The 23,502-nt window shown below is 69.8% G+C and carries 21 protein-coding genes; 20 read left to right on the top strand and 1 reads right to left on the bottom strand.

Translation table 11 applies throughout. The features are described from left to right. Positions 1 to 62 precede the first annotated feature (62 nt). Positions 63 to 809, top strand: coding sequence for a bifunctional 1-(5-phosphoribosyl)-5-((5-phosphoribosylamino)methylideneamino)imidazole-4-carboxamide isomerase/phosphoribosylanthranilate isomerase PriA (priA, locus tag CGU35_RS09545; RefSeq protein ID WP_100811237.1), 747 nt, complete (start codon positions 63 to 65; stop codon positions 807 to 809). Continuing rightward, positions 793 to 1,596, top strand: coding sequence for an SseB family protein (locus CGU35_RS09540; protein ID WP_100811236.1), 804 nt, complete (start codon positions 793 to 795; stop codon positions 1,594 to 1,596). The genes priA and CGU35_RS09540 overlap by 17 nt, the downstream gene beginning before the upstream one ends. A 16-nt stretch (positions 1,597 to 1,612) precedes the next feature. Here the strand turns inward: CGU35_RS09540 and CGU35_RS09535 are convergent, their stop codons facing one another. Beyond that, the gene (locus tag CGU35_RS09535; protein WP_100811396.1) at positions 1,613 to 2,017 is read right to left on the bottom strand and encodes a DUF1844 domain-containing protein; all 405 of its coding nucleotides are present in this window, start codon (positions 2,015 to 2,017) and stop codon (positions 1,613 to 1,615) included. A 237-nt stretch (positions 2,018 to 2,254) separates the two neighbouring features. Between CGU35_RS09535 and infC the strand changes: the two genes are divergently transcribed. The 18 genes from infC (at position 2,255) to argF (ending at position 23,500) form a co-directional block, all read left to right on the top strand. Further along, positions 2,255 to 2,932 (top strand): translation initiation factor IF-3, encoded by a 678-nt coding sequence (gene infC, locus CGU35_RS09530; RefSeq protein WP_232711210.1) that lies wholly within the window; start codon positions 2,255 to 2,257, stop codon positions 2,930 to 2,932. A 74-nt stretch (positions 2,933 to 3,006) separates the two neighbouring features. Continuing rightward, positions 3,007 to 3,201 carry a 50S ribosomal protein L35 gene (rpmI, locus tag CGU35_RS09525; RefSeq protein WP_036301881.1) on the top strand — a complete coding sequence of 65 codons (195 nt, stop codon included), beginning with the start codon at positions 3,007 to 3,009 and terminating at the stop codon, positions 3,199 to 3,201. A gap of 31 nt (positions 3,202 to 3,232) precedes the next feature. Then, complete coding sequence (gene rplT, locus CGU35_RS09520) at positions 3,233 to 3,619, top strand: 50S ribosomal protein L20 (RefSeq protein WP_036301883.1); 387 nt, start codon at positions 3,233 to 3,235, stop codon at positions 3,617 to 3,619. Positions 3,620 to 3,752: 133 nt separating this feature from the next. Continuing rightward, positions 3,753 to 4,571, top strand: coding sequence for a TrmH family RNA methyltransferase (locus CGU35_RS09515; protein ID WP_100811235.1), 819 nt, complete (start codon positions 3,753 to 3,755; stop codon positions 4,569 to 4,571). A 53-nt stretch (positions 4,572 to 4,624) separates the two neighbouring features. Continuing rightward, entirely contained in the window at positions 4,625 to 5,395 is a 771-nt protein-coding gene (locus CGU35_RS09510; protein WP_100811234.1) for an amino acid ABC transporter ATP-binding protein, read from the top strand. Between the two features lie 88 nt (positions 5,396 to 5,483). Further along, positions 5,484 to 6,380, top strand: a complete 897-nt coding sequence (locus tag CGU35_RS09505) for a glutamate ABC transporter substrate-binding protein (RefSeq protein WP_100811233.1) — start codon at positions 5,484 to 5,486, stop codon at positions 6,378 to 6,380. A 76-nt stretch (positions 6,381 to 6,456) separates the two neighbouring features. Then, entirely contained in the window at positions 6,457 to 7,104 is a 648-nt protein-coding gene (locus tag CGU35_RS09500; protein ID WP_100811232.1) for an amino acid ABC transporter permease, read from the top strand. Then, on the top strand, positions 7,101 to 8,024 hold the full coding sequence (locus CGU35_RS09495) for an amino acid ABC transporter permease (RefSeq protein WP_100811394.1): 924 nt from the start codon (positions 7,101 to 7,103) through the stop codon (positions 8,022 to 8,024). The genes CGU35_RS09500 and CGU35_RS09495 overlap by 4 nt, the downstream gene beginning before the upstream one ends. A gap of 51 nt (positions 8,025 to 8,075) precedes the next feature. Next, complete coding sequence (pheS, locus tag CGU35_RS09490) at positions 8,076 to 9,116, top strand: phenylalanine--tRNA ligase subunit alpha (RefSeq protein ID WP_100811231.1); 1,041 nt, start codon at positions 8,076 to 8,078, stop codon at positions 9,114 to 9,116. Continuing rightward, positions 9,116 to 11,662, top strand: a complete 2,547-nt coding sequence (pheT, locus tag CGU35_RS09485; protein WP_100811230.1) for a phenylalanine--tRNA ligase subunit beta — start codon at positions 9,116 to 9,118, stop codon at positions 11,660 to 11,662. Before pheS ends, pheT begins: the two co-directional genes overlap by 1 nt. Before the next feature lie 332 nt (positions 11,663 to 11,994). Then, positions 11,995 to 14,868: an MMPL family transporter gene (locus CGU35_RS09480; protein ID WP_100811229.1), complete on the top strand. Its 2,874-nt coding sequence runs from the start codon at positions 11,995 to 11,997 to the stop codon at positions 14,866 to 14,868. Further along, the gene (locus CGU35_RS09475; RefSeq protein ID WP_100811228.1) at positions 14,865 to 16,697 is read left to right on the top strand and encodes a YhgE/Pip domain-containing protein; all 1,833 of its coding nucleotides are present in this window, start codon (positions 14,865 to 14,867) and stop codon (positions 16,695 to 16,697) included. Before CGU35_RS09480 ends, CGU35_RS09475 begins: the two co-directional genes overlap by 4 nt. A gap of 214 nt (positions 16,698 to 16,911) precedes the next feature. After that, entirely contained in the window at positions 16,912 to 17,901 is a 990-nt protein-coding gene (locus CGU35_RS09470; protein ID WP_100811227.1) for an NAD-dependent epimerase/dehydratase family protein, read from the top strand. Between the two features lie 266 nt (positions 17,902 to 18,167). Next, entirely contained in the window at positions 18,168 to 19,238 is a 1,071-nt protein-coding gene (gene argC, locus CGU35_RS09465; protein ID WP_100811226.1) for an N-acetyl-gamma-glutamyl-phosphate reductase, read from the top strand. Then, positions 19,235 to 20,392, top strand: coding sequence for a bifunctional glutamate N-acetyltransferase/amino-acid acetyltransferase ArgJ (gene argJ, locus CGU35_RS09460; RefSeq protein WP_100811225.1), 1,158 nt, complete (start codon positions 19,235 to 19,237; stop codon positions 20,390 to 20,392). The genes argC and argJ overlap by 4 nt, the downstream gene beginning before the upstream one ends. Then, positions 20,389 to 21,312 carry an acetylglutamate kinase gene (gene argB, locus CGU35_RS09455; protein WP_100811224.1) on the top strand — a complete coding sequence of 308 codons (924 nt, stop codon included), beginning with the start codon at positions 20,389 to 20,391 and terminating at the stop codon, positions 21,310 to 21,312. The genes argJ and argB overlap by 4 nt, the downstream gene beginning before the upstream one ends. Then, positions 21,309 to 22,580: an acetylornithine transaminase gene (locus CGU35_RS09450; RefSeq protein ID WP_100811223.1), complete on the top strand. Its 1,272-nt coding sequence runs from the start codon at positions 21,309 to 21,311 to the stop codon at positions 22,578 to 22,580. Before argB ends, CGU35_RS09450 begins: the two co-directional genes overlap by 4 nt. Further along, entirely contained in the window at positions 22,577 to 23,500 is a 924-nt protein-coding gene (argF, locus tag CGU35_RS09445; RefSeq protein WP_100811222.1) for an ornithine carbamoyltransferase, read from the top strand. The genes CGU35_RS09450 and argF overlap by 4 nt, the downstream gene beginning before the upstream one ends. Positions 23,501 to 23,502 lie beyond the last annotated feature (2 nt).

The following is a 23,502-nucleotide window of genomic DNA, read 5'->3' as shown; positions in this document are numbered from 1 at the left end:
CCGCGTCCCGCGGCTGCCGGATCCGGTGTCAAACCGGCGCATCCGCCCACGCACGAGGATCCATGAACGACTTCTCCGCCACACCCGAGCTCGTCCTCCTTCCCGCCGTCGATGTCGCTGGGGGTAAGGCCGTTCGCCTGACTCAGGGCGAGGCCGGCACCGAGACCTTCCATGGCGACCCCGTCGACGCGGCGCTCGACTTCGCCCGCCAGGGTGCGACGTGGATCCACCTCGTCGACCTCGACGCCGCGTTTGGCCGCGGGAACAACACCTCGGTCCTGCGCAAGGTGATCAAGCAGGTCAAGGGGGTGCGCGTCGAGCTGTCGGGGGGCATCCGTGATGACCGCTCGCTCGAGGCCGCCCTCGACAGCGGTGCGAGCCGCATCAACCTGGGCACCGCCGCGCTCGAGAACCCCGAGTGGGCGGCCGACGTGATCGCCCGCTACGGCGAGGCCATCGCCGTCGGACTCGACGTTCGTGGGACGACCCTCGCCGCGCGCGGCTGGACCGAAGAAGGTGGCGACCTCTGGACGGTCCTCGACCGCCTCGAGGCCGCCGGCTGCAGCCGTTACGTCGTCACCGACGTCACGAAGGACGGCACGCTCAAGGGCCCGAACCTCGACCTGCTCCGCCAGGTGACGTCACGTACGCCGAAGCCCGTCGTGGCCTCGGGTGGCGTCTCGAGCCTCGATGACATCGCAGCGCTCCGAGAATTGGTCCCGCTCGGCGTCGAGGGCGCGATCGTGGGTCGGGCCCTGTATGCGGGAGCGTTCACGCTGGCCGAGGCGTTGGATGTCGCGGCCGGCTGATCCGGACGACGCGAGCAGCACCGGGCACACGCACGGCGCCGACTCCGCGGGCGTCCCGTGGGAGGGGCGCGCTTTCCAACCGAACCCGCACGCCGACGACGACGGGTCGGCGCCCGAGGCGTTCCTCGCAGCCCTCGCCGCCTTTCGTGCGGGCGAGGTGGGCCAGGCGGCCGTGGTCGACGCGCTGCGGGCCGTGCGGTTGCTCGTCCCGTTGATCGCCGAGCGGGGCGAGACCGGCGTTGCGCCGTCGGGGCTGACCGTCGACAAGACCCAGGAGCTCTCGATCGTGACGGTGGCCGCCCCCGACGGGAGGACGGTCCTTCCCGCGTTCTCGAGCGTCGCCGCGATGCAGGCGTGGGATGCCTCGGCCAGGCCGATCCCGACGCCCGTCGCGCGGGTGGCACAGGCCGCCGTGGGGGAGGGCACCGACCTGATCGTGGTCGACCCGGGCTCCGAGACCGAGTTCGTCATCCGCAGGCCCGCGGTGTGGGCGCTCGCGCACGGCGAGTCGTGGATCCCGTCGTCGGAGTCGGTCGAGGTGCGGCAGGCATTCCTCGAGTCGATCGCGACGGAGCTGGCCGCGGTCGACATCGTGCTCGAACCGGGAGACCCCTCCGCGCGTCTCCGCGGCCCCGAGACGATCGTCCGGCTGAGTCTGCTGCGGGGCCTCGAGCGTCAAGAACTCGACCCCGTGCTCGCGCGCCTGGCTCAGCGCTGGGCGGCGGACGACCGCATCGCGACGCTCGTCGACTCGCTCACGGTTCGGCTGGAGCGCTCGGCCACCTGACGCTCGGGGCGCCGGGTCAGGTGACGGGCCCGGTCCACTTCTCGCCCGGTCCCTTACCGATGGGATCGGGGATGACGGATGCCTCGCGGAACGCCAGCTGAACCGACCGCAGGCCATCGCGCAGCGAGCGGGCGTGCATGTCGCTCACCTCGGGTGCGGCCGCGGTGATGAGGCCTGCCAGGGCGTTGATGAGCTTGCGGGCCTCGTCGAGGTCGGTCTGGTTGCCCGGGTCATCGGCGAGGCCGGTCTTGACAGCGGCGGCACTCAGCAGATGGACGGCGGTCGTCGTGATGACCTCGACGGCGGGAACGTCCGCGATGTCGCGGGTTGCGGCCGAGGCTGCGCGTTCTTGTTCCTCCCAGCGAGCTTGCGTGGCGGCATCCGGTTCGTTGCCGACTCGGACGTTGTCTTCGGGGGGAATCGTGCTCACGTGTCGCTCTCTGCTAGACTTCTGCGGGCTCCGGGACTTCTGTCTCGGTTCGAAGAGGATTCGCATCCCACCCGCGCCGACCATAGGTCAGGCTACCGGGTCCACGTGCTCCGCTGGCTCGTCTCGATCTGAGGCATTCGGTGGTCTGGGCACAAAGCCGGCGGGCTGTTTCGATACCGCGCCGGGTGGAATGCGACGTTCGCTTCACCCGGAAACTCTCGTCTCCGGGTGCTTCCACCCCGCACGGCTCCGTCGTGCGGTTACCCAGATCTAGAGGAGTTCCGCATCAGCGATCCCCGCACCAACGACCGCATCCGCGTGCCCGAGGTCCGACTCGTCGGCCCCGCAGGAGAGCAGATCGGTGTCGTCCGCATCGAGGCAGCGCTACGCCTCGCGCAGGAGGCAGAGCTCGACCTGGTCGAGGTGGCCCCCAACTCGAAGCCGCCCGTGGTCAAGATCATGGATTACGGGAAGTTCAAGTACGAGGCCGCGCAGAAGGCCAAGGAAGCTCGCCGCAACCAGGCGAACACGGTCCTCAAAGAGGTCCGCTTCCGTCTGAAGATCGACGAGCACGACTACGAGACCAAGCGCAAGCGCGCCGAGGGCTTCCTCAAGACCGGAGACAAGGTCAAGGCGATGATCCTCTTCCGCGGTCGCGAGCAGTCGCGTCCCGAGCAGGGCGTGCGTCTTCTGCGGAAGTTCGCCGAGGATGTCGCCGAGTTCGGCACGGTCGAGTCGAACCCCACGATCGACGGTCGCAACATGGTCATGGTCGTCGCACCGCACAAGAACAAGTCCGAGGTCAAGACCGAGCAGAACGCCAAGCGCGACGCGAGCAAGCAGGCTGCGCGCGAGGCTCGCGGTCCCAAGCCCGAGTCCGAGACGGCCGAATCGGTCGCCGAGTAGGACCCTCACACCACTCCCGCCCCGGCGGGTGCACACCCACGACGCCCTCCGGGGCCTCAGCAAAGGAAAACGAGATGCCGAAGCAGAAGACCCACTCGGGTGCCAAGAAGCGCTTCAAGATCACCGGCAGCGGAAAGCTCAAGAAGCAGCAGGCCGGAATGCGCCACAACCTCGAGGGCAAGTCGAGCCGTCGCACGCGTCGCCTGAACCAGGACCAGGTCCTGTCCAAGGCCGACACCAAGGTCGCCAAGAAGCTTCTCGGTCGCTGAGCGCGCCGAATCAGGATAGGAAACAAGACAAATGGCTAGAGTCAAGCGGGCAGTAAACGCCCACAAGAAGCGTCGCGTCATCCTCGAGCGCGCCTCCGGTTACCGCGGACAGCGTTCGCGCCTGTACCGCAAGGCCAAGGAGCAGGTCACCCACTCGCTCGTCTATGCGTACCGTGACCGCCGCAAGCGCAAGGGCGACTTCCGTCGTCTGTGGATCCAGCGCATCAACGCCGCGTCCCGCCAGAACGGCCTGACGTACAACCGCTTCATCCAGGGCCTCGGCCTCGCTGGTGTGCAGGTCGACCGTCGCATGCTCGCCGAGCTCGCGGTCAACGAGCCCGCCACGTTCGCCTCGCTCGTCGCCACGGCCAAGGCCGCCCTGCCCGCCGACACGTCGGCGCCCAAGGCATCCGCGTAGTCCAAACGGCACCGCACGTCGGCGCCGAAGGCGTCCGCGTTAGCCGCTGTTCGTTCGAAGGCCCCGCTCTCATCTCGAGAGCGGGGCCTTCGGCGTTCACGGGCGCATGACCGCGGCGCCCTAGACTGTGCACGTGCTCGAGAACCCGCGCTCACCGCGCGTGCGCGCCGTGGCAAAGCTCACCAAGCGGAGCGCCCGCGGAGAGACAGGCCTTTTCCTCCTCGAAGGGCCGCAGGCCGTCCGCGAGGCCCTGACCTATCGGCCCGACGCGATCGTCGAACTCTTCGCGACGCCGTCGGCCATCGATCGTCACGGCGAACTGCGTGATCTGGCGTCCGGCGTCGGCCTCGAGATCGATTACGCCACCGAGGCGGTGCTCGATGCCATGGCCGACACCGTCACACCCCAGGGCGTCATCGCCGTGGCGCGTCAGTTCCCGGTCTCGGTCCGAGATGTCTTCGCAGCATCCCCGCGCCTGATCGCCGTGTGCGAAGAGGTGCGCGATCCCGGCAACCTCGGCACGATCATCCGGGCAGCGGATGCCGCGGGCGCCGACGCCGTCGTGTTGACCGGCCGCACCGTCGACCCGTACAACCCCAAGGTCGTGCGCGCCACGACGGGGTCCCTGTTCCACCTGCCGATCGCGCTCAGCGTCGAGCTCGCGCCCGTGCTCGGGCTCGCTCGCGGGGCGGGCCTTCGCGTCCTCGCCGCTGACGTGAAGGGCGAGGATCTGCTCGCCGCACGTGATGAGGGACTGCTCGCCGAGCCGACCGCATGGCTGTTCGGGAATGAAGCGCGAGGTCTCGAGGACGCCGCGCTCACCCTGGCCGACCGTGCCCTGCGGCTGCCCATCTACGGGCGTGCGGAATCGCTGAACCTGGCTACCGCGGCGAGCGTGTGCCTGTACGAGAGCGCATTCGCGCAGCGGTCCACTCCGCCCACGCACCGCTGAGGGGACATGTCAACCCCCTGCCGCTGGGGGTCGTCCGCTCCTAGGGTGTGCCGATGGTATCCAACGGCACCAATCACGTGCAGACGGGTGTGCCCCTCGTCGTTCTGAGGGACGTCCAGAAGCACTACGGCGACTTCCAGGCGCTCACCGACATCGATCTGACGGTCAACGAGGGCGAGGTCGTCGTCGTGATCGGTCCCTCGGGTTCTGGCAAGTCGACGCTCTGCCGCACGATCAACCGCCTCGAGACGATTACGAGTGGGTCCATCACGATCGACGGGAGAGAGCTGCCCAGGGAGGGCAAGGGGCTCGCCAACCTGCGCGCCGACGTGGGGATGGTGTTCCAGTCGTTCAATCTCTTCGCGCACCTGACGATCCTCGAGAACGTCACCCTCGGGCCGATCAAGGTCCGCAAGATGAAGAAGGCGGACGCGGAGCGCGAGGCCAAGGTTCTGCTCGATCGGGTCGGCGTCGGGCATCAGGCATCCAAGCTCCCGGCGCAGTTGTCGGGCGGTCAGCAGCAGCGTGTCGCCATCGCCCGAGCGCTGGCCATGAACCCCAAGGTCATGTTGTTCGATGAGCCGACGAGCGCTCTCGACCCCGAGATGATCAACGAGGTTCTGGATGTGATGGTCGGCCTCGCCCGGGACGGCATGACGATGATCGTCGTCACCCACGAGATGGGCTTCGCCCGCAAGGCCGCCGATCGGGTCGTGTTCATGGCCGACGGCAAGATCCTCGAAGACCAGAAGCCCGACGACTTCTTCACGCATCCGGAGACGGATCGTGCGAAGGACTTCCTGTCCAAACTCATCACGCACTGACGCACGCGACCATCAGGTTCTGACACGCTTCCGCGGGCATGCACCGTTCGCGGGATATCGAAATATACGAAACCCAGGAGGACAGCACATGCGTAAGTCACGATTCGGAGCACTCGCGATCGTCGGGGTCGCGGCGCTCGCGCTCACGGCCTGTAACAGCGGCACCCCCACCGCAGCCCCCAGCGAGGGCGAAGGGACGGACGAGGGCACCGCCTGGTTCGAGGTCGCGGACGATGTGTCCCTCGAGGGCAGCCCGACGTTCGACCGGATTTCTTCTGACGGCAAGGTCGTCGTCGGTGTGAAGGAAGACCAGCCGGGACTCGGTTACCTCGACGTCGTCACGAGCGAGCGCACGGGATTCGACATCGACATCGCACGCTGGATCGCGGCGTCGCTCGGCGTGGACGAAGACAACATCGAGTTCATCCGCGTGGACTCCTCAGCACGCGAGCAGGCGATCGTGAACGGCGACGTCGACTACTACGTCGGGACGTACTCGATCACCGACAAGCGCAAGGAACTGATCGACTTCGCGGGCCCTTACTTCGTCACGGGCCAGGGCTTGCTCGTCGCCGCGGACAGCGACATCGCGAGCGTCGAGGACCTGAGCGCCGACACGACGGTCTGCTCGGCAACGGGTTCGACGCCGATCCAGAACATCCGGACGAACTACCCGGAGGTGCCGACGCGTGAGTTCAACAGCTATTCCGAGTGCGTCGAGGCGCTCCTCTCAGGTGTCGTCGATGTCGTCACGACGGACGAAGCGATCCTGATCGGCTACGCGGCTCAGGACCCCGAGAACCTCAAGGTCGTCGGTGAGCCGTTCAGCGAGGAGCGCTACGGCGTCGGCCTGACCAAGGGCGACACCGCGCTGCAAGAGCACATCAACACGCTCTTCACCGACGGAGGCGAGATCTGGCAGGCGATCTTCGACAAGAACCTCGGTTCGTCGGGCATTGAGGTCGAGCAGCCCACGGTCGACTAGTTCGCCGCGGGGGCGGGTCTCGACGACCCGCCCCCGCAATCCTCTCGTTGCTCGAGGTACCAGGAAGGACGGACGCATGGGCGTCATCTTCGATCACCTCCCCATCTGGGTTGAGGCGATGCGCAACACCCTGATCCTCTTCTTCGGGGGCGGGATTCTCGCGCTGATCCTCGGAACGATCGTCGGGGCTGCCCGCGTCTCGCCCGTACCGATCGCGCGGGCCGTGGGAACGGTCTACGTCAACACCGTTCGCAACACCCCCCTCACGCTGGTCTTCTTCTTCTTCGCGTTCGGCTACCCCCAGCTCGGCCTGCCAACCCTTGATTTCCTGTATCTGGGCATCCTCGCTCTGGGGCTGTATACCGCCACCTACGTGGCCGAGGTGCTGCGCTCGGGCATCAATACGGTGCCCGTGGGCCAAGCCGAGGCGGCCCGGGCGATCGGCCTCCCGTTCTCGCAGGTCATGGGGTACGTGGTCCTCCCGCAGGCGTTCCGATCTGTCGTGCCACCGCTGATGAGCGTGCTCATTGCCCTCCTGAAGAACACGACCGTCGCGGCGGGCTTCTCGGTCGCCGAACTCGGCCGCATCCGTGCCGTCATGAGCGAGCAGGGCGAGAACGCCCTCGTCGTGCTGCTCTGGGTCGCGGCGATCTTCGTGGCGCTGGTGTTCCTGCTCTCGTGGCTCCAGCGAACTCTCGAGAACCGATGGAGGATCGCGCGATGACCTCCGTGCTCTACGACGTGCCCGGACCGCGCGCAGTTCTGCGCAACCGGCTGATCGGCGCTGCCACCGTCCTGATCATCCTGGGGCTCATCGGTTTCGTGGTCTACCGTTTCGCGGTCACGGGTCAGTTCTCGGCCGAGAAGTGGTACGTCTTCTCGTTCTCCGCGGTCTGGGTGCAGATCGCCGAGGCCACGGGGCGCACGCTGGCGGCCTTCGCCGCCGCGGGGGCGCTCGCGGTGCTGCTGGGATTCGTGCTCGCCATCGGGCGCCTGTCGGATCACGCCTGGATCCGCGTTCCCGTGATGGCCGTCGTCGAGGTCTTCCGGGCGATACCGGTCCTCGTGCTCATGCTGTTGATGTACTACGGGCTTCCCGTGGTCGGCATCAACGTCGAGGTCTACTGGGCGGTCGTCATCCCGCTCATGGTCTACAACGGGTCTGTCCTGTCCGAGGTTCTGCGGGCGGGCGTCGAGGCGCTGCCTCGCGGACAGGGCGAGGCAGCGTACGCCATCGGCCTGCGCAAGAGCGGCGTCATGGCGTTCGTGCTGCTGCCGCAGGCGGTGCGCTCGATGCTGCCCGTGATCATCGCGCAGCTCGTCGTGACGCTGAAGGACACGGCGCTCGGGTTCATCATCACCTACCCCGAGCTCCTGGCCTTCGCGAAGCTCATCGGCAGCCAGGGCACCTATGGACGGCCGATCCTGCAGGCCGGCATCGTCGCGGCCATCATCTACATCGGGCTGTGTCTGTTGCTCTCGGGTATCGCGAAGTGGGTCGAGCTTCGCCTGCGTTCTTCCCCCGGCGTGATCGCGGCCGCGGCCGCCGTCGCGCCTTTGCAGCGCGAGGGTGGCACGAACACCCAGCTGATCGTGGCGCAGCGAGAAGAGGACGTTCAGAAGCGGGACGATCGGGGCGCCTGAAAGACGGGCACGGCCGGGCCCGGGCATCCGGCCCCGGTAGACTCGCGTCTCGTGTCCGACACTCCTGAGATCACCCCTGAAGCCGTGGACGCCGCGGTCGCGGCAGCGCTCGAGGCCATCGCGTCGGCCGGCGACACCACCGCCGTCAAGGCCGCGCGCGCCGCACACGCGGGGGAGGGTTCGCCCCTCGCCCAGCTGAACTCCCGCATGCGCGATGTGCCGAAGGACCAGAAGGCCGAGTTCGGCAAGCTCATGGGCCAGGCCCGCGGACGTGTCGCGCAGGCGCTCGCCGCGCGCGAGGCGGAGCTGGTCGAGGCCGAGACGGCCGCCCGGCTCGAGGCGGAGCGGATCGACATCACCGCTGTGGCGTCCCGGACGCGCGTGGGCGCGAGGCATCCGCTCACCCTGCTGCAGGATCAGGTCAGCGACATCTTCGTCGGCATGGGGTGGGAGATCGCCGAGGGACCCGAGCTCGAGCACGAGTGGTTCAACTTCGACGCCCTCAACTTCGACGTCGACCACCCGGCACGTCAGATGCAGGACACCTTCTTCGTCGACCCGGTCGACCGTCACCTCGTCATGCGCACGCACACGAGCCCCGTGCAGGTCCGCTCGATGCTCGAGCGCGACATCCCGATCTACGTGCTCTGCCCGGGCCGGGTCTACCGCACCGACGAGTTCGACTCGACGCACCTGCCCGTCTTCACGCAGTTCGAGGGGCTCGTGATCGACAAGGGCATCACGATGGCGCATCTCAAGGGCACGCTCGACCACGCCGCGCGCGTTCTGTTCGGGCCCGAGGCGAAGACCCGCTTCCGCGCCAACTACTTCCCGTTCACCGAGCCCTCGGCCGAACTCGACCTCTGGCACCCGACCTTCAAGGGCGGTGCGCGCTGGATCGAGTGGGGCGGCTGCGGAATGGTCAACCCCAACGTCCTCCGGGCCGCGGGCATCGACCCCGAGGTGTACTCGGGCTTCGCGTTCGGGATGGGCATCGAGCGGACGCTGATGTTCCGCAGCGACGTGCAGGACATGCGCGACATGGCCGAGGGCGATGTCCGCTTCAGCGAGCAGTTCGGGATGGTGGTCTGATGCGCGTTCCGCTGTCGTGGTTGCGTGAGTACGTCGATGTGCCGACGGATGCGTCGCCCGAGGACGTGCTCGAAGCTCTCGTGCGCGTCGGGTTCGAAGAGGAGGACGTCCATCGGTTCGAGGTGACGGGTCCCGTCGTCGTCGGCGAGGTGCTCTCGTTCGAAGAGGAGCCGCAGTCGAACGGCAAGACGATCCGCTGGTGTCAGGTGCAGGTCGCGCCGGAGGGCGAGACCGCCGCGGACGGCGGTCCGGCGGTGCACGGCATCGTCTGCGGCGCCGGCAACTTCTTCGTCGGTGACAAGGTCGTCGTGACCCTGCCCGGCGCCGTGCTGCCCGGGCCGTTCCCGATCGCCGCGCGCAAGACCTACGGTCATGTGTCGGACGGCATGATCGCCTCGGCGCGCGAGCTGGGTCTCGGCGACGAGCACGCCGGCATCCTGCGCCTGGCCGAACTGGGCATCGACGCCCCCGTCGGGACCGACGCGATCGCGCTGCTCGGGCTCGACGACGTCGCGGTCGAGATCAATGTCACGCCCGACCGCGGATACGCGCTGTCGATCCGTGGCGTTGCTCGCGAGTATTCGCACTCGACCGGCGCGGCCTTCCGAGACCCGGGCGCGAAGGTGTGGGGCGAGGTCAACCTGACCGACGAGAGCGCCTTCTCCGTCGCGGTCGTCGACGACACCCCGATCCGCGGCCGCGTCGGCGCATCCGAATTCGTGGCGCGCATCGTGCGCGACGTCGACCCGACTCGGCCCACGCCGCCGTGGATGATCGCGCGGCTCACGCTCGCGGGCATCCGCTCGCTCGGCATCCTGATCGACATCACGAACTACGTCATGCTCGAGCTCGGTCAGCCGATCCACGGGTACGACCTCGACAGGCTGCAGGGCGGCATCACGGTGCGCCGCGCGACCGTGGGCGAGAAGCTCGAGACGCTCGACGGCAAGGTGCGCGACCTCAGCCCGGAAGACCTGCTAATCACCGACGAGTCGGGCCCGATCGGACTCGCCGGCGTGATGGGCGGCGGTACGACCGAGATGACGGATGCCACGCGCAACGTCCTGATCGAGGCGGCGACGTTCGACACGGTCACGATCGCGCGCACGGCCCGACGGCACAAGCTGCCGTCCGAGGCATCCCGCCGCTTCGAGCGCGGTGTCGACCCCGCTATCCCGTTCGTCGCGGCGGCGCGGGTTGCCGAACTGATGGTCGAACTCGCGGGCGGGACCGACACCCGCGCGGGCGGCGCGCTGATGCATGCCTACTCGGCCCCCGCGATCGAACTGCCGCGTGGGTTCGTCTCCTCCGTCATCGGTGTGGAGTACGCCCCGGAACAGATCCGCGCGGCGCTCGAGATGATCGGGTGCGACGTGCGGGAACGCGAGTCTGACGACCTCGTGACGCCGCCGACGTGGCGCCCGGACCTGACCGACAAGTGGACGCTCGCCGAAGAGGTCGCGCGTATCGAGGGGTACGACCAGATCCCGTCGGTGCTGCCGACCCCGCCGTCGGGCCGCGGTCTGACCGAGGCTCAGCAGGGCCGTCGTCGTGTCGCGAACGCGCTCGCCGCGGCCGGCTTCGTCGAGACCCCGTCGTTCCCGTTCACGACCGAGGCCCTGAACGACTTGCACGGCTCGGCATCCGGCGAGCACCTGCCGAGCATCAAGCTCGCGAACCCTCTCGACGGCCAGGCGCCTTTCCTGCGCCGTTCGCTCGTGCCCGCGCTGCTGCAGGTCGCGCATCGCAACCTCTCGCGCGGCCTCACGGACCTGACGATCTTCGAGACGGACAGCGTGTTCGCGCCCGAGCCCGGGGTCGAGTACGGCACGTCGTTCGTGCCGCCGCTCGCCGAGCGTCCGAGCGACGACGTGCTGGCCGAGCTGAACGCGTCGATCCCGCCCCAGCCCCGGCACGTCGCGGTTCTGCTGACCGGCAACCTCGCGCCCAAGCAGCCCGGCCGTGCAGCCGAGCCCGCCGATCTGGGTGCGGCGCTCGACGCCGTGCGCGTCATCGCGGCGGCGGCCGGCGTCTCGATCGACGTAGCCCAGGGCGCTCGGGCTGCTCTGCACCCGGGCCGAACCGGTGTGCTGTCGGTGGACACCCCCGATCAGACGCGTGTCGAGGTCGGATACGTCGGTGAACTGCTGCCGGCGGTGGCCGAGGCATCCGATCTTCCCGGTCGCGTGATCGTCGCGGAGCTGAACCTCGACCTGCTGCTCTCGCTCGTGTCGTCGCGTGTCGTCGCGGCGTCGCTGTCGGGGTTCCCCGCGGCGACGCAGGATGTCTCGCTCGTCGTGGGCGCGGACGTTCCCGCCGCCGAGGTGCGCGCCGCACTCGCGCAGGGTGCGGTGGAGTTGCTCGAGTCGGTGCGGCTGGTCGACGACTACCGCGGCACGGGGGTGCCCGAGGGGTCGAAGAGCCTCACGTTCGCACTGCGCTTCCGGGCTCCCGACCGCACGCTCACGGCCGCGGAGGCGTCCGACGCCAAGCTCGCGGGTGTCGCCGTGGCCGCCGAGCGCTTCGGCGCCAGCATCCGCGACTGACGCGTCGGCCCGGCTGTCGCCGCGGAGGACCGCGGTGCTCAGCCGGACAGTACTCCGGAACAACCGCGGCCACCCTCATCGGCATCCGCGGAAAGACGGGCTCTCCGCTGTTCAGAGCCGAGATCTTCCGGAGTTGTGTCCGCGGATCATGCGGACGCGTCTGCCTCGGGCATCCAACGCCCCGCTGTTCCGATCGCTGCCACAGCGAGGCATCCGACCCGAGACGACCCGCCACGCGCGGGGTGTCTCATCGACACCGTGCTGTTCTGCCAGAGTAGTCCCGATGGGGTCGTGGGGGGTCGGGCTGAGCCCGGGATGAGGAGTCGTCGGAGATGTCCTCCGTTCTCTATCGAATAGGTCGATTCTGCGCCCGACGGCGGTGGTGGGTGCTGGCCGCGTGGCTCATCCTGGCCGTCGGTGGTGGCACCGCGGCCGCAGCGCTCGGCAACCACCTGCAGTCCTCCTTCGACATCCCCGGCACTCAGGCCCAGGCCGCGCTCGACACCCTGGAGCAGCGTTTTCCGCAGCTGAGCGGCGCGAGCGGACGTGTCGTGGTCGTCGCCCCGAACGGATCCGCGATCTCGGACGAGGCGGATGCCATCGGCGCGGCCTGCGAGAGCCTGGCCGTCGTCGCGGGGGTGACGAACGTCGGATGCCCGTATCCGATGCCAGCGAGCGGTTCCTCTCCCGCGGGCACGGGCGTCGCCGACCAGGTGTCGTCGGAGGGGCGGATGGCGTTCATCGCCGTGCAGCTCTCGGACGCCGCCGATGCGATTCCGGCCAGTCTGGTCACTGCGGTCGACGAGGCGACGGCGCCGCTGACCCAGGCCGGTCTGCAGGTGGCGGTTTCGGGGATCGTGCCGACCGCCGCATCCGGCGTCGATTGGACGGAGCTGGTCGGGATGGCGATCGCGTACGTCGTGCTGGCCGTGACCTTCGGCTCGCTGCTGGCCGCCGGGATGCCGCTCATCACCGCGGCGATCGGCGTCGGCGTCGCGACGAGCTCGATCACGATCGTCGCAGCCTTCGCGCCGGTGCAGGCCACCGCTCCCGTGCTTGCGACGATGCTGGGCCTCGCGGTGGGGATCGACTACGCGCTGCTCATCACGTCGCGGCATCGTGGCAACCTCCGGCAGGGCATGGCGGTCGCCGAATCCGTCGCCGTGGCGATCGCGACGGCGGGAACGGCGGTCGTCTTCGCGGGCCTGACCGTCATGATCGCCCTGCTGGGGCTCGCGGTCGCGGGCATCCCGTTTCTGACGGTCATGGGGCTCGGCGCCGCCGCGGCCGTGCTCTGCGCGTTGGCGGTGGCCGTCACGCTCCTCCCGGCGATCCTGACCCTGTGCGGCCGGCGACTCATCCCGAAGCCGCGGCGGAAGCGCGCGGAGCGGACGGGGAAAGCCGAGCCGGATGCGCGGAAGCGGGGCCCCGCGTGGGCGCGGATCGCGACGCGGGCGCCGCTCGCCACCGCGGCGATCGTCGTGGTCGTGCTGCTCGCCCTGGCCGTGCCGGCCGCGGGGATGCGGTTGACGCTTCCGGATGCCGGGTACGACCCGGCGGGCTCACCGCCGCGCGTCGCCTACGACCTGCTGGACGAGGGGTTCGGTCCGGGATTCAACGGCCCCTTGCTGATCACGTCGGACATCTCCCGCACGCTCGATGTCGAGCAGGCGCTCGACGCCCTCGACGGCGAGTTCGGGTCGGTCGAGGGCGTCGCCACGACGTCGCAGGCGTTCCCCAACGAGGCGCTCGACCTCGCGGTGCTGACGATCACCCCCACCAGCGCGCCGAGTTCGGCTGAGACGGGCGACCTCGTGCAGCGGCTGCGCGACCTGGCGCCGGCCTTCGAGACCGCGCACGGTTTCGGGTTCCAGGTCACGGGTGAGACGGCGCTCGCCATCGACATCTCCGACCGGTTGGGCGCGGCGCTCCTGCCGTTCGCCCTTGTCGTCGTCGGGCTGTGCCTGCTGCTGCTGATGATCATGTTCCGCTCGATCGCGGTTCCCGTGACGGCGACGTTCGGCTACCTGCTGACGGTGGGTGCCGCGCTCGGCGTGTCGACGGCCGTCTTCGAGTGGGGGTGGGCGGCTGACCTGCTCGGCGTCGGGAAGGTGGGCCCGGTGATCAGCTTCATGCCGATCCTGGTGATGGCCGTGCTGTTCGGCCTGGCGATGGATTACCACGTCTTCCTCGTCTCGCGGATGCGTGAGCGCTACGCGGCGACGGGGGATGCCCGGGCATCCGTGCTCGAGGGGTTCTCGGCCTCCGCGCGCGTGGTGACGGCCGCGGCCCTCATCATGTTCTCCGTCTTCTTCTCCTTCGTCCCCGGGGGCAACGCCATCATCCAGCCGATCGCCCTCGCGCTGGCGGTGGGTGTGCTGATCGACGCGTTCGTCGTGCGGATGACCCTGGTGCCGGCTCTCATGGCGCTGCTCGGCGACCGCGCGTGGTGGCTGCCACGCGGGCTCGCGCGCGTGTTGCCCGATGCCGACATCGAGGGCGACGCGGTGCAGCGGATGCTCGCCCAGCGCACGTGGCGGGACGGTGACGAGCAGCGAGCTGAGGGTGTGCACGCGCAGGATGCCTCCTTCGGGGGCCTCGAGCCCGCATCATTCGGCGTACCCGCGCGTGCGGTGCTGCTGGTGCGGGGCGAGCACGCCGACCGGGTGAGCGCCGTGCTGGCGGGGAGGTCCGGCGACGTCGAGGGCTCCGTGGCCGTGCAGGGTCGTCTGCTGCCGTTCGAGCGGCGTGCGCTGGCGGCGCGGAGTGCCCACGTCGAGATGGCGTCCCCCGCCGTGGACGCCGAGTCCGTCGGCGAGTACCTGAAGGGGATGCTGCGCCTGAACGGTGTCTCGCGTCGCGAACTGCCCGCACGCACACACGATGCCGCGCGGGCCTTCGACGCCCTCATCGACGTCGTCGGCGCACCCGTGGGTGCCGAGACGGGACCCGAGACCCTCGTCGCGCGGCTGGACGATGCCGGGCGGTGGGCGCTCGCCGTGGCGGTCGCGCTGTCGTCCGGCCTGCCGCTCGTCGTGGTCGACCTGCGCGGGAGATCGCCGCAGGTCGTGGCCGCGGTGCTGGGCCGGCTGGACGCGCCGGCGACGGCCGTGCTCGCGGTCGACGACGAGCTCGTGCCGGTCACCGATCGCGTCGTCGTCTCGGTGCGCGTCGATGCCGCCGCACTCGAGAGGAGTCGCTCGTGACCAGCTTCTGGAGCCTCGTCCCCGCTCCCGCCGGATCCCGTCGGCGTGCCGCGGCCATCATCGTGCTCGCCGTGGCCGCTCCGCTGATCATCCTGCTCACGATGCTGCCGCACCGCAGCGACGAGACGCTGTCGGCCGCGATCGTGAATCTCGACACACCGATCGAGCAGGCCGGAGAACCCGTGGCGGCGGGCAAGCTGCTCACCGAGAACCTTCTGACGAGCCCGGACGGCCTGACCTGGACGCTGACGGACGCGAGTACGGCGTCGGCGGGACTGACCGACGGCAGCTTCCAGGCGATCGTGACGATCCCCGCCGACTTCTCCCAGAACGTCGCGACGCTCGGCTCGGCTGACCCGACGGTGGCTCAGCTGCAGGTGCAGACCAGCACGCGCCACGGCTTCGTCGAGGGAAGGGTTGCGGACGCGGTCGCTGCCGGGTTGCCCCGCGGTGTCGCGGCCGAGTTGACCTCGGGGTACGTCGCCGGCACTCTGGGCGCTTTCGCGGAGCTGTCGGGATCGCTCGGGCAGGCGGCATCCGGTGCGAAAGAACTGACCTCGGGTATCGAGGGCGCGGGCGAGGGCGCCGGCGGGATCGAGGCGGGCAGCTCCGACCTGGCCGCCGGGATCGGCGAGATCGCGCGGATCCTCGACGCCCTGCCCCAGGGCGCGCGGGACCTGGGCACCCTCAGCGGAGCCGCATCGGCCGACACCGCAGCTCTCGCGGCGTCCGTGGCGGCCGAGGCCCTCGTCGCGGAAGAACTTGCTCTCGCGCAGGATCTCGGTGTGGCCGAGCTGGATGCGATCGCGGCGCTCATCGCGCTCGACCCCGCGCGGCCGGCGGGGGACCTCCTCGCCGACATCACGGCCCTGCGGGCGCAGGCCGCGGCCGCCGCCGCGCGGCTGCAGACGCACGCCGGCGCCCTGGCGGGAGACTCCGTCGATGCGGCGGCCGTCGCGATCGGTGCGGGAGCGCTCGCCGAAGTCGCGGCACCCGTCGCTGTCGGACTCGGGCAGCTCGCCCAGGCCGAGGCGGAGGCCGCTGCGGGGGCGCGCGCCCTGGCCGAGGGAGCCGGCGAACTGCGGGCGGGACTCGGAGAACTGGCGACCGGATCGGGAGCGCTCGCATCGGGACTCGACACCGCCGCCGCGGACATCCCCGCGTACTCCGCAGATCAGCAGAAGACGATCGCGGGGGTCGTCGCCGATCCCATCGGCGTAGACACGGCCTCGGTCGGGGGTCCCTCCAGCGCCCGCGCGGCGGCCGTGGCGGCACTCGTGCCCGTCGCGCTCTGGTTAGGTGCGCTCGCGACCTCGCTCGTGGTGGCTCCGTTCTCGCGCGCGGCGCTCGGCACGCCCGCCTCGGCCCGTCGCATCGCGGGGCAGGCGGCGATCGTCGGTGCCGTGGTCGGGATCGTCCAGGCCCTGCTGGTCTGGGTCGGTGTGGCGCTCCTGGGTGTCGCGCCCGATCGCATGGCCGTCGCGTTCGCGCTCTCGATCGTGATGTCGGTGTGCTTCGCTCTCGTGCACCAGGCGCTCTGCGGTCTGCTCGGTCGGGCGGGGCTGGTCGTCTCGGTCGTCGCGCTCGGTGTGCAGGTCGTCGCGGCGGGCATCGCCGGACCGGTGCCGGCGGATTCGATCGCCGCGGGGCCGCTCGCGCTGCTGCCGCTCAGCCTCGGGCTGCAGGGCACGCAAGCCCTGCTCGGCGGTTCGCTGCATGCCGTGCTGCAGGCGGCGATCGGCCTCGTGATCTGGGCGGGTGTCGCGGCCCTCGGTGCTGTCGCGGCGGTCGCGCGGGCCCGCGCATCCGTCGTTCCGTCGAAGGCCTAGGGCGCGGGCTGTCGGGAGGCTTTCACGGCGAGTCGCCGGACAGTACTCCGGATGAAGGAGGCGCGGTACGTGAGGCACCCGCGGAATGGCGCGCCCGGGCGTGGGACGGAGCCCGATTCATCCGGAATACTGTCCGCCGCCACGGCTTGCCGTCGGCGACAACGTCGCATTCGGACCCGTCGCGTCGGCGGCGCACGTCTGATGGGATGAACGGATGACCGACGTTCTGATTCTCGGTGGCACCGGATGGCTCAGCGGCGCGATCGCGCGACGGTGGGTGGATGCCGGGGCATCCGTCACCTGCCTCGCCCGCGGTGCGCGGCCTGCGCCGCCGGGTGCAGAACTGGTGGTCGCGGACCGCGCGGATCCCGGTGCCTATACCGCGGTGACGGGCCGCGACTGGGACGAGGTCGTCGAGATCTCGTCCATCCCCGACCACGTCGCCGCGGCGGTGGACGGCCTCGTGACGCGGGCCCGGCATTGGACATACGTCTCGTCCGTGTCCGCATACGCGAGCAACGTCGAGGTCGGTGCGGACGAGAGCGCGCCGCTCAGCGAACCCGCGGCGCCCGGTACGCCCGAGGACGAGTACGACTACTCGCGCGCGAAGGCCGCGGCCGAGGCATCCGTCCGCTCCGTGCTCGGCGACCGTGCCGCGATCGTGCGCCCCGGGCTGATCGTCGGGCCGGGCGACCCCACGGACCGCTTCGGGTACTGGGTGGGGCGTTTCGCTCTCGCGGGCGACGGCGCGGTCCTCGCGCCTCCGCTGGAGGCGGCCCGCGCCCAGGTGATCGACGTCGACGACCTGACCGACTTCGTCGTCGCGCGCGGCATGGACGGATGGCACGGCACCGCCAACGCGGTGGGGGAGTCGGTGCCCCTCGGTGGGATGCTCGCGCTCGCCCGCGAGGTCGCCGGGCACACCGGGGCACTCGTCGAGGCCGACGGCGAGTGGCTCACCGCGCAGGGCGTCGCGCCCTGGGCGGGCCCGCGTTCGCTTCCGCTGTGGTTGCCACCGGGCATGCCCGGATTCATGACGCGCTCGAATGGAGCCTACCTCGCGGCGGGTGGCCGGCTCCGGAGCATCCGGAACACCCTCGAGCGGGCGCTCTGGGCCGAACGGGCGCGGGGTCTGGACCGCGAACGGCTTGCGGGCATGACCCGTGCGGACGAACTCGCGCTGCTCGCCGACCTCGCGCGCTGACGCTCGCCCGCGCGGCCCCGCGGATTTGCGGATGCTGAGTCCCGGCCGCTATCGTCGGCCCATGCCTTCGGCCGCCACCCAGCTCGAGACGCTCCCCGTGAGCCTCGCCGGTGCGCGCCGACGTCGGGACGGACGCCGACTCTAGGCGACCCCGCGCTCCCCGCTTCGGCGGGTCGAGCGGAGGGTGTCGCCGTCGGTAACCAGCGCGTCATCCCGCGCCCCGCTCCGAGCGGGGGTCGCATCGTCCCAGACCCTAAGGTTGAACCATGCCCTATCAGGTAGCCGTCTCCGGCGCCTCCGGCTATGCCGGCGGCGAATTGTTGCGCCTTCTGGCGGCGCATCCGGATGTCGTCATCCGCACCGTGACCGCGCACTCCAACGCGGGGCAGCCCCTTGTCGCGCACCAGCCGCACCTGCGCTCGCTCGCTCACCTCACACTGCAAGAGACGACGCCCGAGACGCTCGCCGGTCACGACATCGTGTTCTTGGCCCTGCCCCATGGGCAGTCGGGGCAGTACACCGACGCGCTCGCCGATACTCCGCTCGTGATCGACTGCGGCGCCGATCACCGGCTCGAATCCGTCAGCGCCTGGGACCACTTCTACGGCGGCGACTTCCATGAAGCCTGGACGTACGGCGTGCCCGAGTTGCCGGTCGACGGCGGAACGCAACGGGACCGGATCGTCGGGGCCACCCGGATCGCGGCGCCCGGATGCAACGCCTCGACAGTGAGCCTCAGCCTCGCGCCGGGCGTCGCGGCCGGGGTCATCGATCCATCCGACATCGTGAGCGTTCTGGCCGTCGGTCCGAGCGGTGCGGGCAAGAGCCTGAAGACCAACCTGCTCGCGAGCGAGATCCTCGGGTCCGCCAACCCCTACGCGGTGGGCGGCACGCACCGGCACATCCCCGAGATCCGGCAGGCGCTCGCCGCAGCGCGGTCCGCATCGACCGCGCCGGAAACCGCGGACGAAGGCATCCGGATCTCGTTCACACCCGTCATCGTGCCGATGGCACGGGGCATCCTCGCGACGAGCTCGGCCCCCATCGCGCCGGGCGCGACCGACGCGGACATCCGCGGCGCGTGGGAGGCGGCGTACGGGAACGAGACGTTCGTGCAGCTCCTGCCCGAAGGCGACTTCCCCCGCACGGCCGACGTTCTCGGCGCCAACACGGCGCTCATGGGCCTCGCGATCGACCGCGCCGCGAACCGGGTCGTCGTCGTGACCGCGCTCGACAACCTCGTGAAGGGCACCGCGGGCGCCGCGATCCAATCGATGAACATCGCCCTCGGCCTTCCCGAGGCCACGGGCCTGACCGTGAACGGAGTGGCGCCGTGAGCGTGACCGCACCCCAGGGCTTCGAGGCGGCCGGAGTCGTCGCGGGGCTGAAATCGACGGGCAAGCCGGATGTCGCGGTCGTCGTCAACCGCGGACCCCTCAAGGTCGGCGCGGCCGTCTTCACGAGCAACCGCGCCAAGGCCAACCCGATCCTCTGGTCCGAGCAGGCCGTGAAGGACGGCGTCGTCGAGGCGATCGTCCTCAACTCGGGCGGCGCCAACTGCTTCACGGGCAGCTTCGGCTTCCAGACCACGCACCAGACGGCCGAGAAGGCCGGCGAACTGCTCGACGTCAGCTCGGGCGACATCCTGATCTGCTCGACCGGCCTGATCGGCACGGGCGACGAGGTCTTCCGCGCCAAGGTCCTCGACGGCACCGAGAAGGCGATCGCAGCGCTCACGGCAGACGGAGGAGAGGACGCATCCCTCGCCATCATGACGACCGACTCGCGTCCCAAGCGCACGGTGGTGCAGGGCGACGGATGGTCGATCGGCGCCATGGCCAAGGGTGCCGGGATGCTCGCGCCCGGACTCGCGACGATGCTCGTCGTCATCACGACCGACGCCGTGCTGACCTCGGCACAGGCCGACGCGCACCTCCGCGCGGCGACGCGGGTGAGCTTCGACCGACTCGATTCGGACGGCTGCATGTCGACCAACGACCAGGTCACGCTCATGGTCAGCGGCGCCTCGGGCATCACGCCCGACCCCGCGGGTTTCGGCGCAGCACTCCGCGAGGTGTGCACGAACCTCGCGACCCAGCTGCAGGGCGACGCCGAGGGCGCGAGCCACGACATCACGATCGAGGTCACCGGCGCGGCATCCGAAGAAGACGCTGTCGCCGTCGGCCGGTCGGTCGCCCGGAACAACCTCTTCAAGGCCGCGATCTTCGGCAACGACCCCAACTGGGGCCGTGTGCTCGCCGCTATCGGAACGACGGATGCCGCGTTCGACCCGTACGACGTCGATGTCAGCATGAACGGCGTCCGCGTCTGCACGCGGGGCGGCCCCGACCGCCCGCGCGAAGAGGTGGATCTCGCCCCGCGGGCGACCCACGTCGGCATCGACCTCCGGGTCGGCGACGCCCACGCGACGATCTGGACCAACGATCTGACGCACGACTACGTCCACGAGAACAGCGCGTACTCCTCATGACCGACACGACGGACACGACCGAGAGCGCCATCCAGGACACCAGTCCGGAAGAGGCGGCAGCCAAGGCCGGCGTGCTGATCGAGTCGCTGCCGTGGCTGAAGACCTTTCGCGACCAGATCATCGTGATCAAGTACGGCGGCAACGCCATGATCTCGGAAGAGCTGCAGGAGAGCTTCGCCGAGGACATCGCTTACCTCCGCTTCGTCGGCGTGAAGCCGGTCGTCGTGCACGGTGGGGGCCCGCAGATCTCGGCAATGCTCGACCGGCTCGCGATCCCGAGCGAGTTCAAGGGCGGCTACCGCGTCACGAACACCGAGGCGATCTCGGTCGTGCGCATGGTCCTGACCGGCCAGATCAACCCGCAGCTCGTCGGACGCATCAACGCGCACGGACCGTTCGCGAGCGGGTTGAGCGGCGAGGACGCCGGACTGTTCGGCGGACGCCGCCGCGGTGTGACGATCGAGGGCGTCGAGCACGATCTCGGCAACGTCGGCGATGTCGTCGAGGTCGATCCGACCGCGATCCACGATCACCTCGAGGCGGGACGCATCCCCGTCGTCTCGAGCATCGCCCCCGACCTCGACCGCCCCGGCCAGTCACTCAATGTGAATGCGGATGCCGCGGCATCCGCCCTCGCCGTGGCTCTCGGCGCGGCCAAGCTCATCGTCCTGACGGACGTGCCCGGACTCTACGCCGACTGGCCGAACCGCGATTCGCTCGTCTCGCACCTCACGTCGTCGCGACTGCGTGACATGATGCCGAGCCTCGAGTCGGGCATGATCCCCAAGATGCAGGCGTGCCTCGACGCGGTCGAGGGCGGCGTCAGGACGGCGGCGATCATCGACGGTCGCGTGCCGCACTCGGTACTCGTCGAGGTCTTCACACACAAAGGAATCGGAACAGAGGTGGTGGCGGGATGAGTTGGCAGGATGACGCGGGCAAGGACCTGGTGCGCAGCTTCGGCGATCGGCTCGCGCTGTTCGTCCGCGGCGAGGGGTGTTCGCTGTGGGATGACTCGGGTCGCCGCTACCTCGATTTCCTGGCCGGTATCGCGGTCAATTCGCTCGGGCACGCGCATCCGGTCTTCGTCGAGGCGATCACCACGCAGGCGGCGACGCTCGCGCACGTGTCGAACTACTTCGCGACGCCCCCGCAGCTCGAACTCGCCGCCCGCCTGAAGCGGCTCGCGGGAACGGGTGAGGCGGGACGCGTGTATTTCGGCAACTCCGGCGCCGAGGCCAACGAGGCCGCGTTCAAGCTCGCCCGCCTGCACGGCAAGAAGGCCGGGCTGACGCGCATCCTGACGCTCGAGAACGCGTTCCACGGGCGCACGATGGGCACGCTCGCCATGACGGGTAAGCCCGCCATGCAGGCCGACTTCCTGCCCATGGTCCCCGGCGTCGAACATCTGCCCATGACGGTAGCGGCGCTCGAGGATGCGTTCGCCGCGGGGGGAGTCGCGGCCCTCGTCGTCGAGCCCATCCAGGGCGAGGCCGGCGTCGTGGAACTGCCCGAGGGGTACCTGCGCGCAGCCCGCGAGCTGACGGAGAAGCACGGCGCCCTGCTGATCATCGACGAGATCCAGACGGGTGCGGGACGCACCGGGCGCTGGTTCGGCTTTCAGCACGAGGGCATCACACCTGACGCGATCACGGTCGCGAAGGGGATCGGCGGGGGCTTCCCGATCGGAGCGCTGATCACGTACGGCGACGCGAGCGATCTGTTCTACCCGGGCACGCACGGCTCGACCTTCGGCGGGAACGCCCTCGGCACGGCCGTCGCCGGAGCCGTGCTCGGCGAGATCGAAGGGGCAGGACTCGTCGGGAATGCGGCGTCGCGCGGTCCGGAACTGCGCGACGGCATTGCGGCGCTCGGATCCCCGCTCGTCGCGGGAACGCGCGGTCAGGGACTGCTGATCGGCGTTGCCTTGACGCATCCGGTCGCGAAGGCCGTCGTCGCGGCCGCACAGGAGCACGGCCTGATCGTCAACGCCGCGAACGACGAGACCATCCGGCTCGCGCCGCCCCTGACGATCGGCGACGCCGAGGTCGCCGAGTTCTTCGAGCTCTTCGCCGCGTCGTTGTCCACCGTGGCCGACGCCCTTCTGATCGACGATGCCGCGGATGCCGCATCCGCATCGGCACCCGCACCCGCACCTGAGACAACCCCCACGGAGGTTCCCGCATGACCCGCCACTTCCTGCGCGATGACGACATCACGGCGGCCGAGCAGGCCGAGATCCTCGACCTCGCGATCGAGTTGAAGAAGGATCGCTGGGCGCAGAAGCCGCTCGCGGGCCCCCAGACCGTCGCGGTGATCTTCGACAAGTCCTCGACCCGCACGCGCGTCTCGTTCGCCGTGGGCATCGCCGATCTCGGCGGAACGCCGCTGATCATCACGACCGCGAGCAGCCAGCTCGGCGGTAAAGAGACCCCGGCCGACACGGCGCGCGTGCTCGAGCGCCAGGTCGCCGCGATCGTCTGGCGCACCTACGCGCAGGCAGGGCTGGAACAGATGGCGAAGGACACCCGCGTGCCGGTCGTCAACGCCCTGTCGGACGATTTCCACCCCTGCCAGCTTCTGGCCGACCTGCTCACCATCCGCGAGCACAAGGGCGACCTGAAGGGTCTCACGCTCACCTTCTTCGGTGACGGCAGGAGCAACATGGCGCACTCGTACGTGCTCGCGTGCGCGACCGCCGGCATGCACGTTCGCGTCGCCGCGCCCGAGGACTACTCGCCCCGTGACGACGTCATCGCCGACGCCGACCGCATCGCGGCACAGACGGGCGGGTCGGTCGAGATTCACACCGATCCGCTCGAGGCTGCGGCGGGAGCCGACATCATCGTGACCGACACCTGGGTGTCGATGGGCAAGGAAGAGGAGAAGATCGCGCGCCTGCGTGATCTCGGCGCGTACAAGGTGACGGAAGAGACGATGTCGCTCGCGCGTCCGGACGCGATCTTCATCCACTGCCTGCCCGCCGATCGCGGGTACGAGGTCGATGCGAACGTGATCGATGGCCCGCAGTCCGTCGTCTGGGACGAGGCCGAGAACCGGCTCCACGCGCAGAAGGCTCTGCTGGTGTGGCTATTGCAGCGGGCCTGAGC

Source organism: Microbacterium sp. BR1, assembly GCF_002812725.1.
Classification (GTDB): domain Bacteria; phylum Actinomycetota; class Actinomycetes; order Actinomycetales; family Microbacteriaceae; genus Microbacterium.
Note: the sequence above shows the minus strand (reverse complement) of the source record. Positions and strands in the feature narration are given on the sequence as shown.

Bases quoted from the DNA above. Each gene is read 5' to 3' on its own strand.
- CGU35_RS09450 (WP_100811223.1), top strand. From the start codon at position 21,309: ATGAGTTGGCAGGATGACGCGGGCAAGGACCTGGTGCGCAGCTTCGGC.
- priA (WP_100811237.1), top strand. From the start codon at position 63: ATGAACGACTTCTCCGCCACACCCGAGCTCGTCCTCCTTCCCGCCGTC.
- CGU35_RS09500 (WP_100811232.1), top strand. From the start codon at position 6,457: ATGGGCGTCATCTTCGATCACCTCCCCATCTGGGTTGAGGCGATGCGC.
- CGU35_RS09510 (WP_100811234.1), top strand. From the start codon at position 4,625: ATGGTATCCAACGGCACCAATCACGTGCAGACGGGTGTGCCCCTCGTC.
- CGU35_RS09505 (WP_100811233.1), top strand. From the start codon at position 5,484: ATGCGTAAGTCACGATTCGGAGCACTCGCGATCGTCGGGGTCGCGGCG.
- rpmI (WP_036301881.1), top strand. From the start codon at position 3,007: ATGCCGAAGCAGAAGACCCACTCGGGTGCCAAGAAGCGCTTCAAGATC.
- argB (WP_100811224.1), top strand. From the start codon at position 20,389: ATGACCGACACGACGGACACGACCGAGAGCGCCATCCAGGACACCAGT.
- CGU35_RS09480 (WP_100811229.1), top strand. From the start codon at position 11,995: ATGTCCTCCGTTCTCTATCGAATAGGTCGATTCTGCGCCCGACGGCGG.
- pheT (WP_100811230.1), top strand. From the start codon at position 9,116: ATGCGCGTTCCGCTGTCGTGGTTGCGTGAGTACGTCGATGTGCCGACG.
- CGU35_RS09495 (WP_100811394.1), top strand. From the start codon at position 7,101: ATGACCTCCGTGCTCTACGACGTGCCCGGACCGCGCGCAGTTCTGCGC.
- CGU35_RS09540 (WP_100811236.1), top strand. From the start codon at position 793: ATGTCGCGGCCGGCTGATCCGGACGACGCGAGCAGCACCGGGCACACG.
- rplT (WP_036301883.1), top strand. From the start codon at position 3,233: ATGGCTAGAGTCAAGCGGGCAGTAAACGCCCACAAGAAGCGTCGCGTC.
- argF (WP_100811222.1), top strand. From the start codon at position 22,577: ATGACCCGCCACTTCCTGCGCGATGACGACATCACGGCGGCCGAGCAG.
- CGU35_RS09470 (WP_100811227.1), top strand. From the start codon at position 16,912: ATGACCGACGTTCTGATTCTCGGTGGCACCGGATGGCTCAGCGGCGCG.
- argC (WP_100811226.1), top strand. From the start codon at position 18,168: ATGCCCTATCAGGTAGCCGTCTCCGGCGCCTCCGGCTATGCCGGCGGC.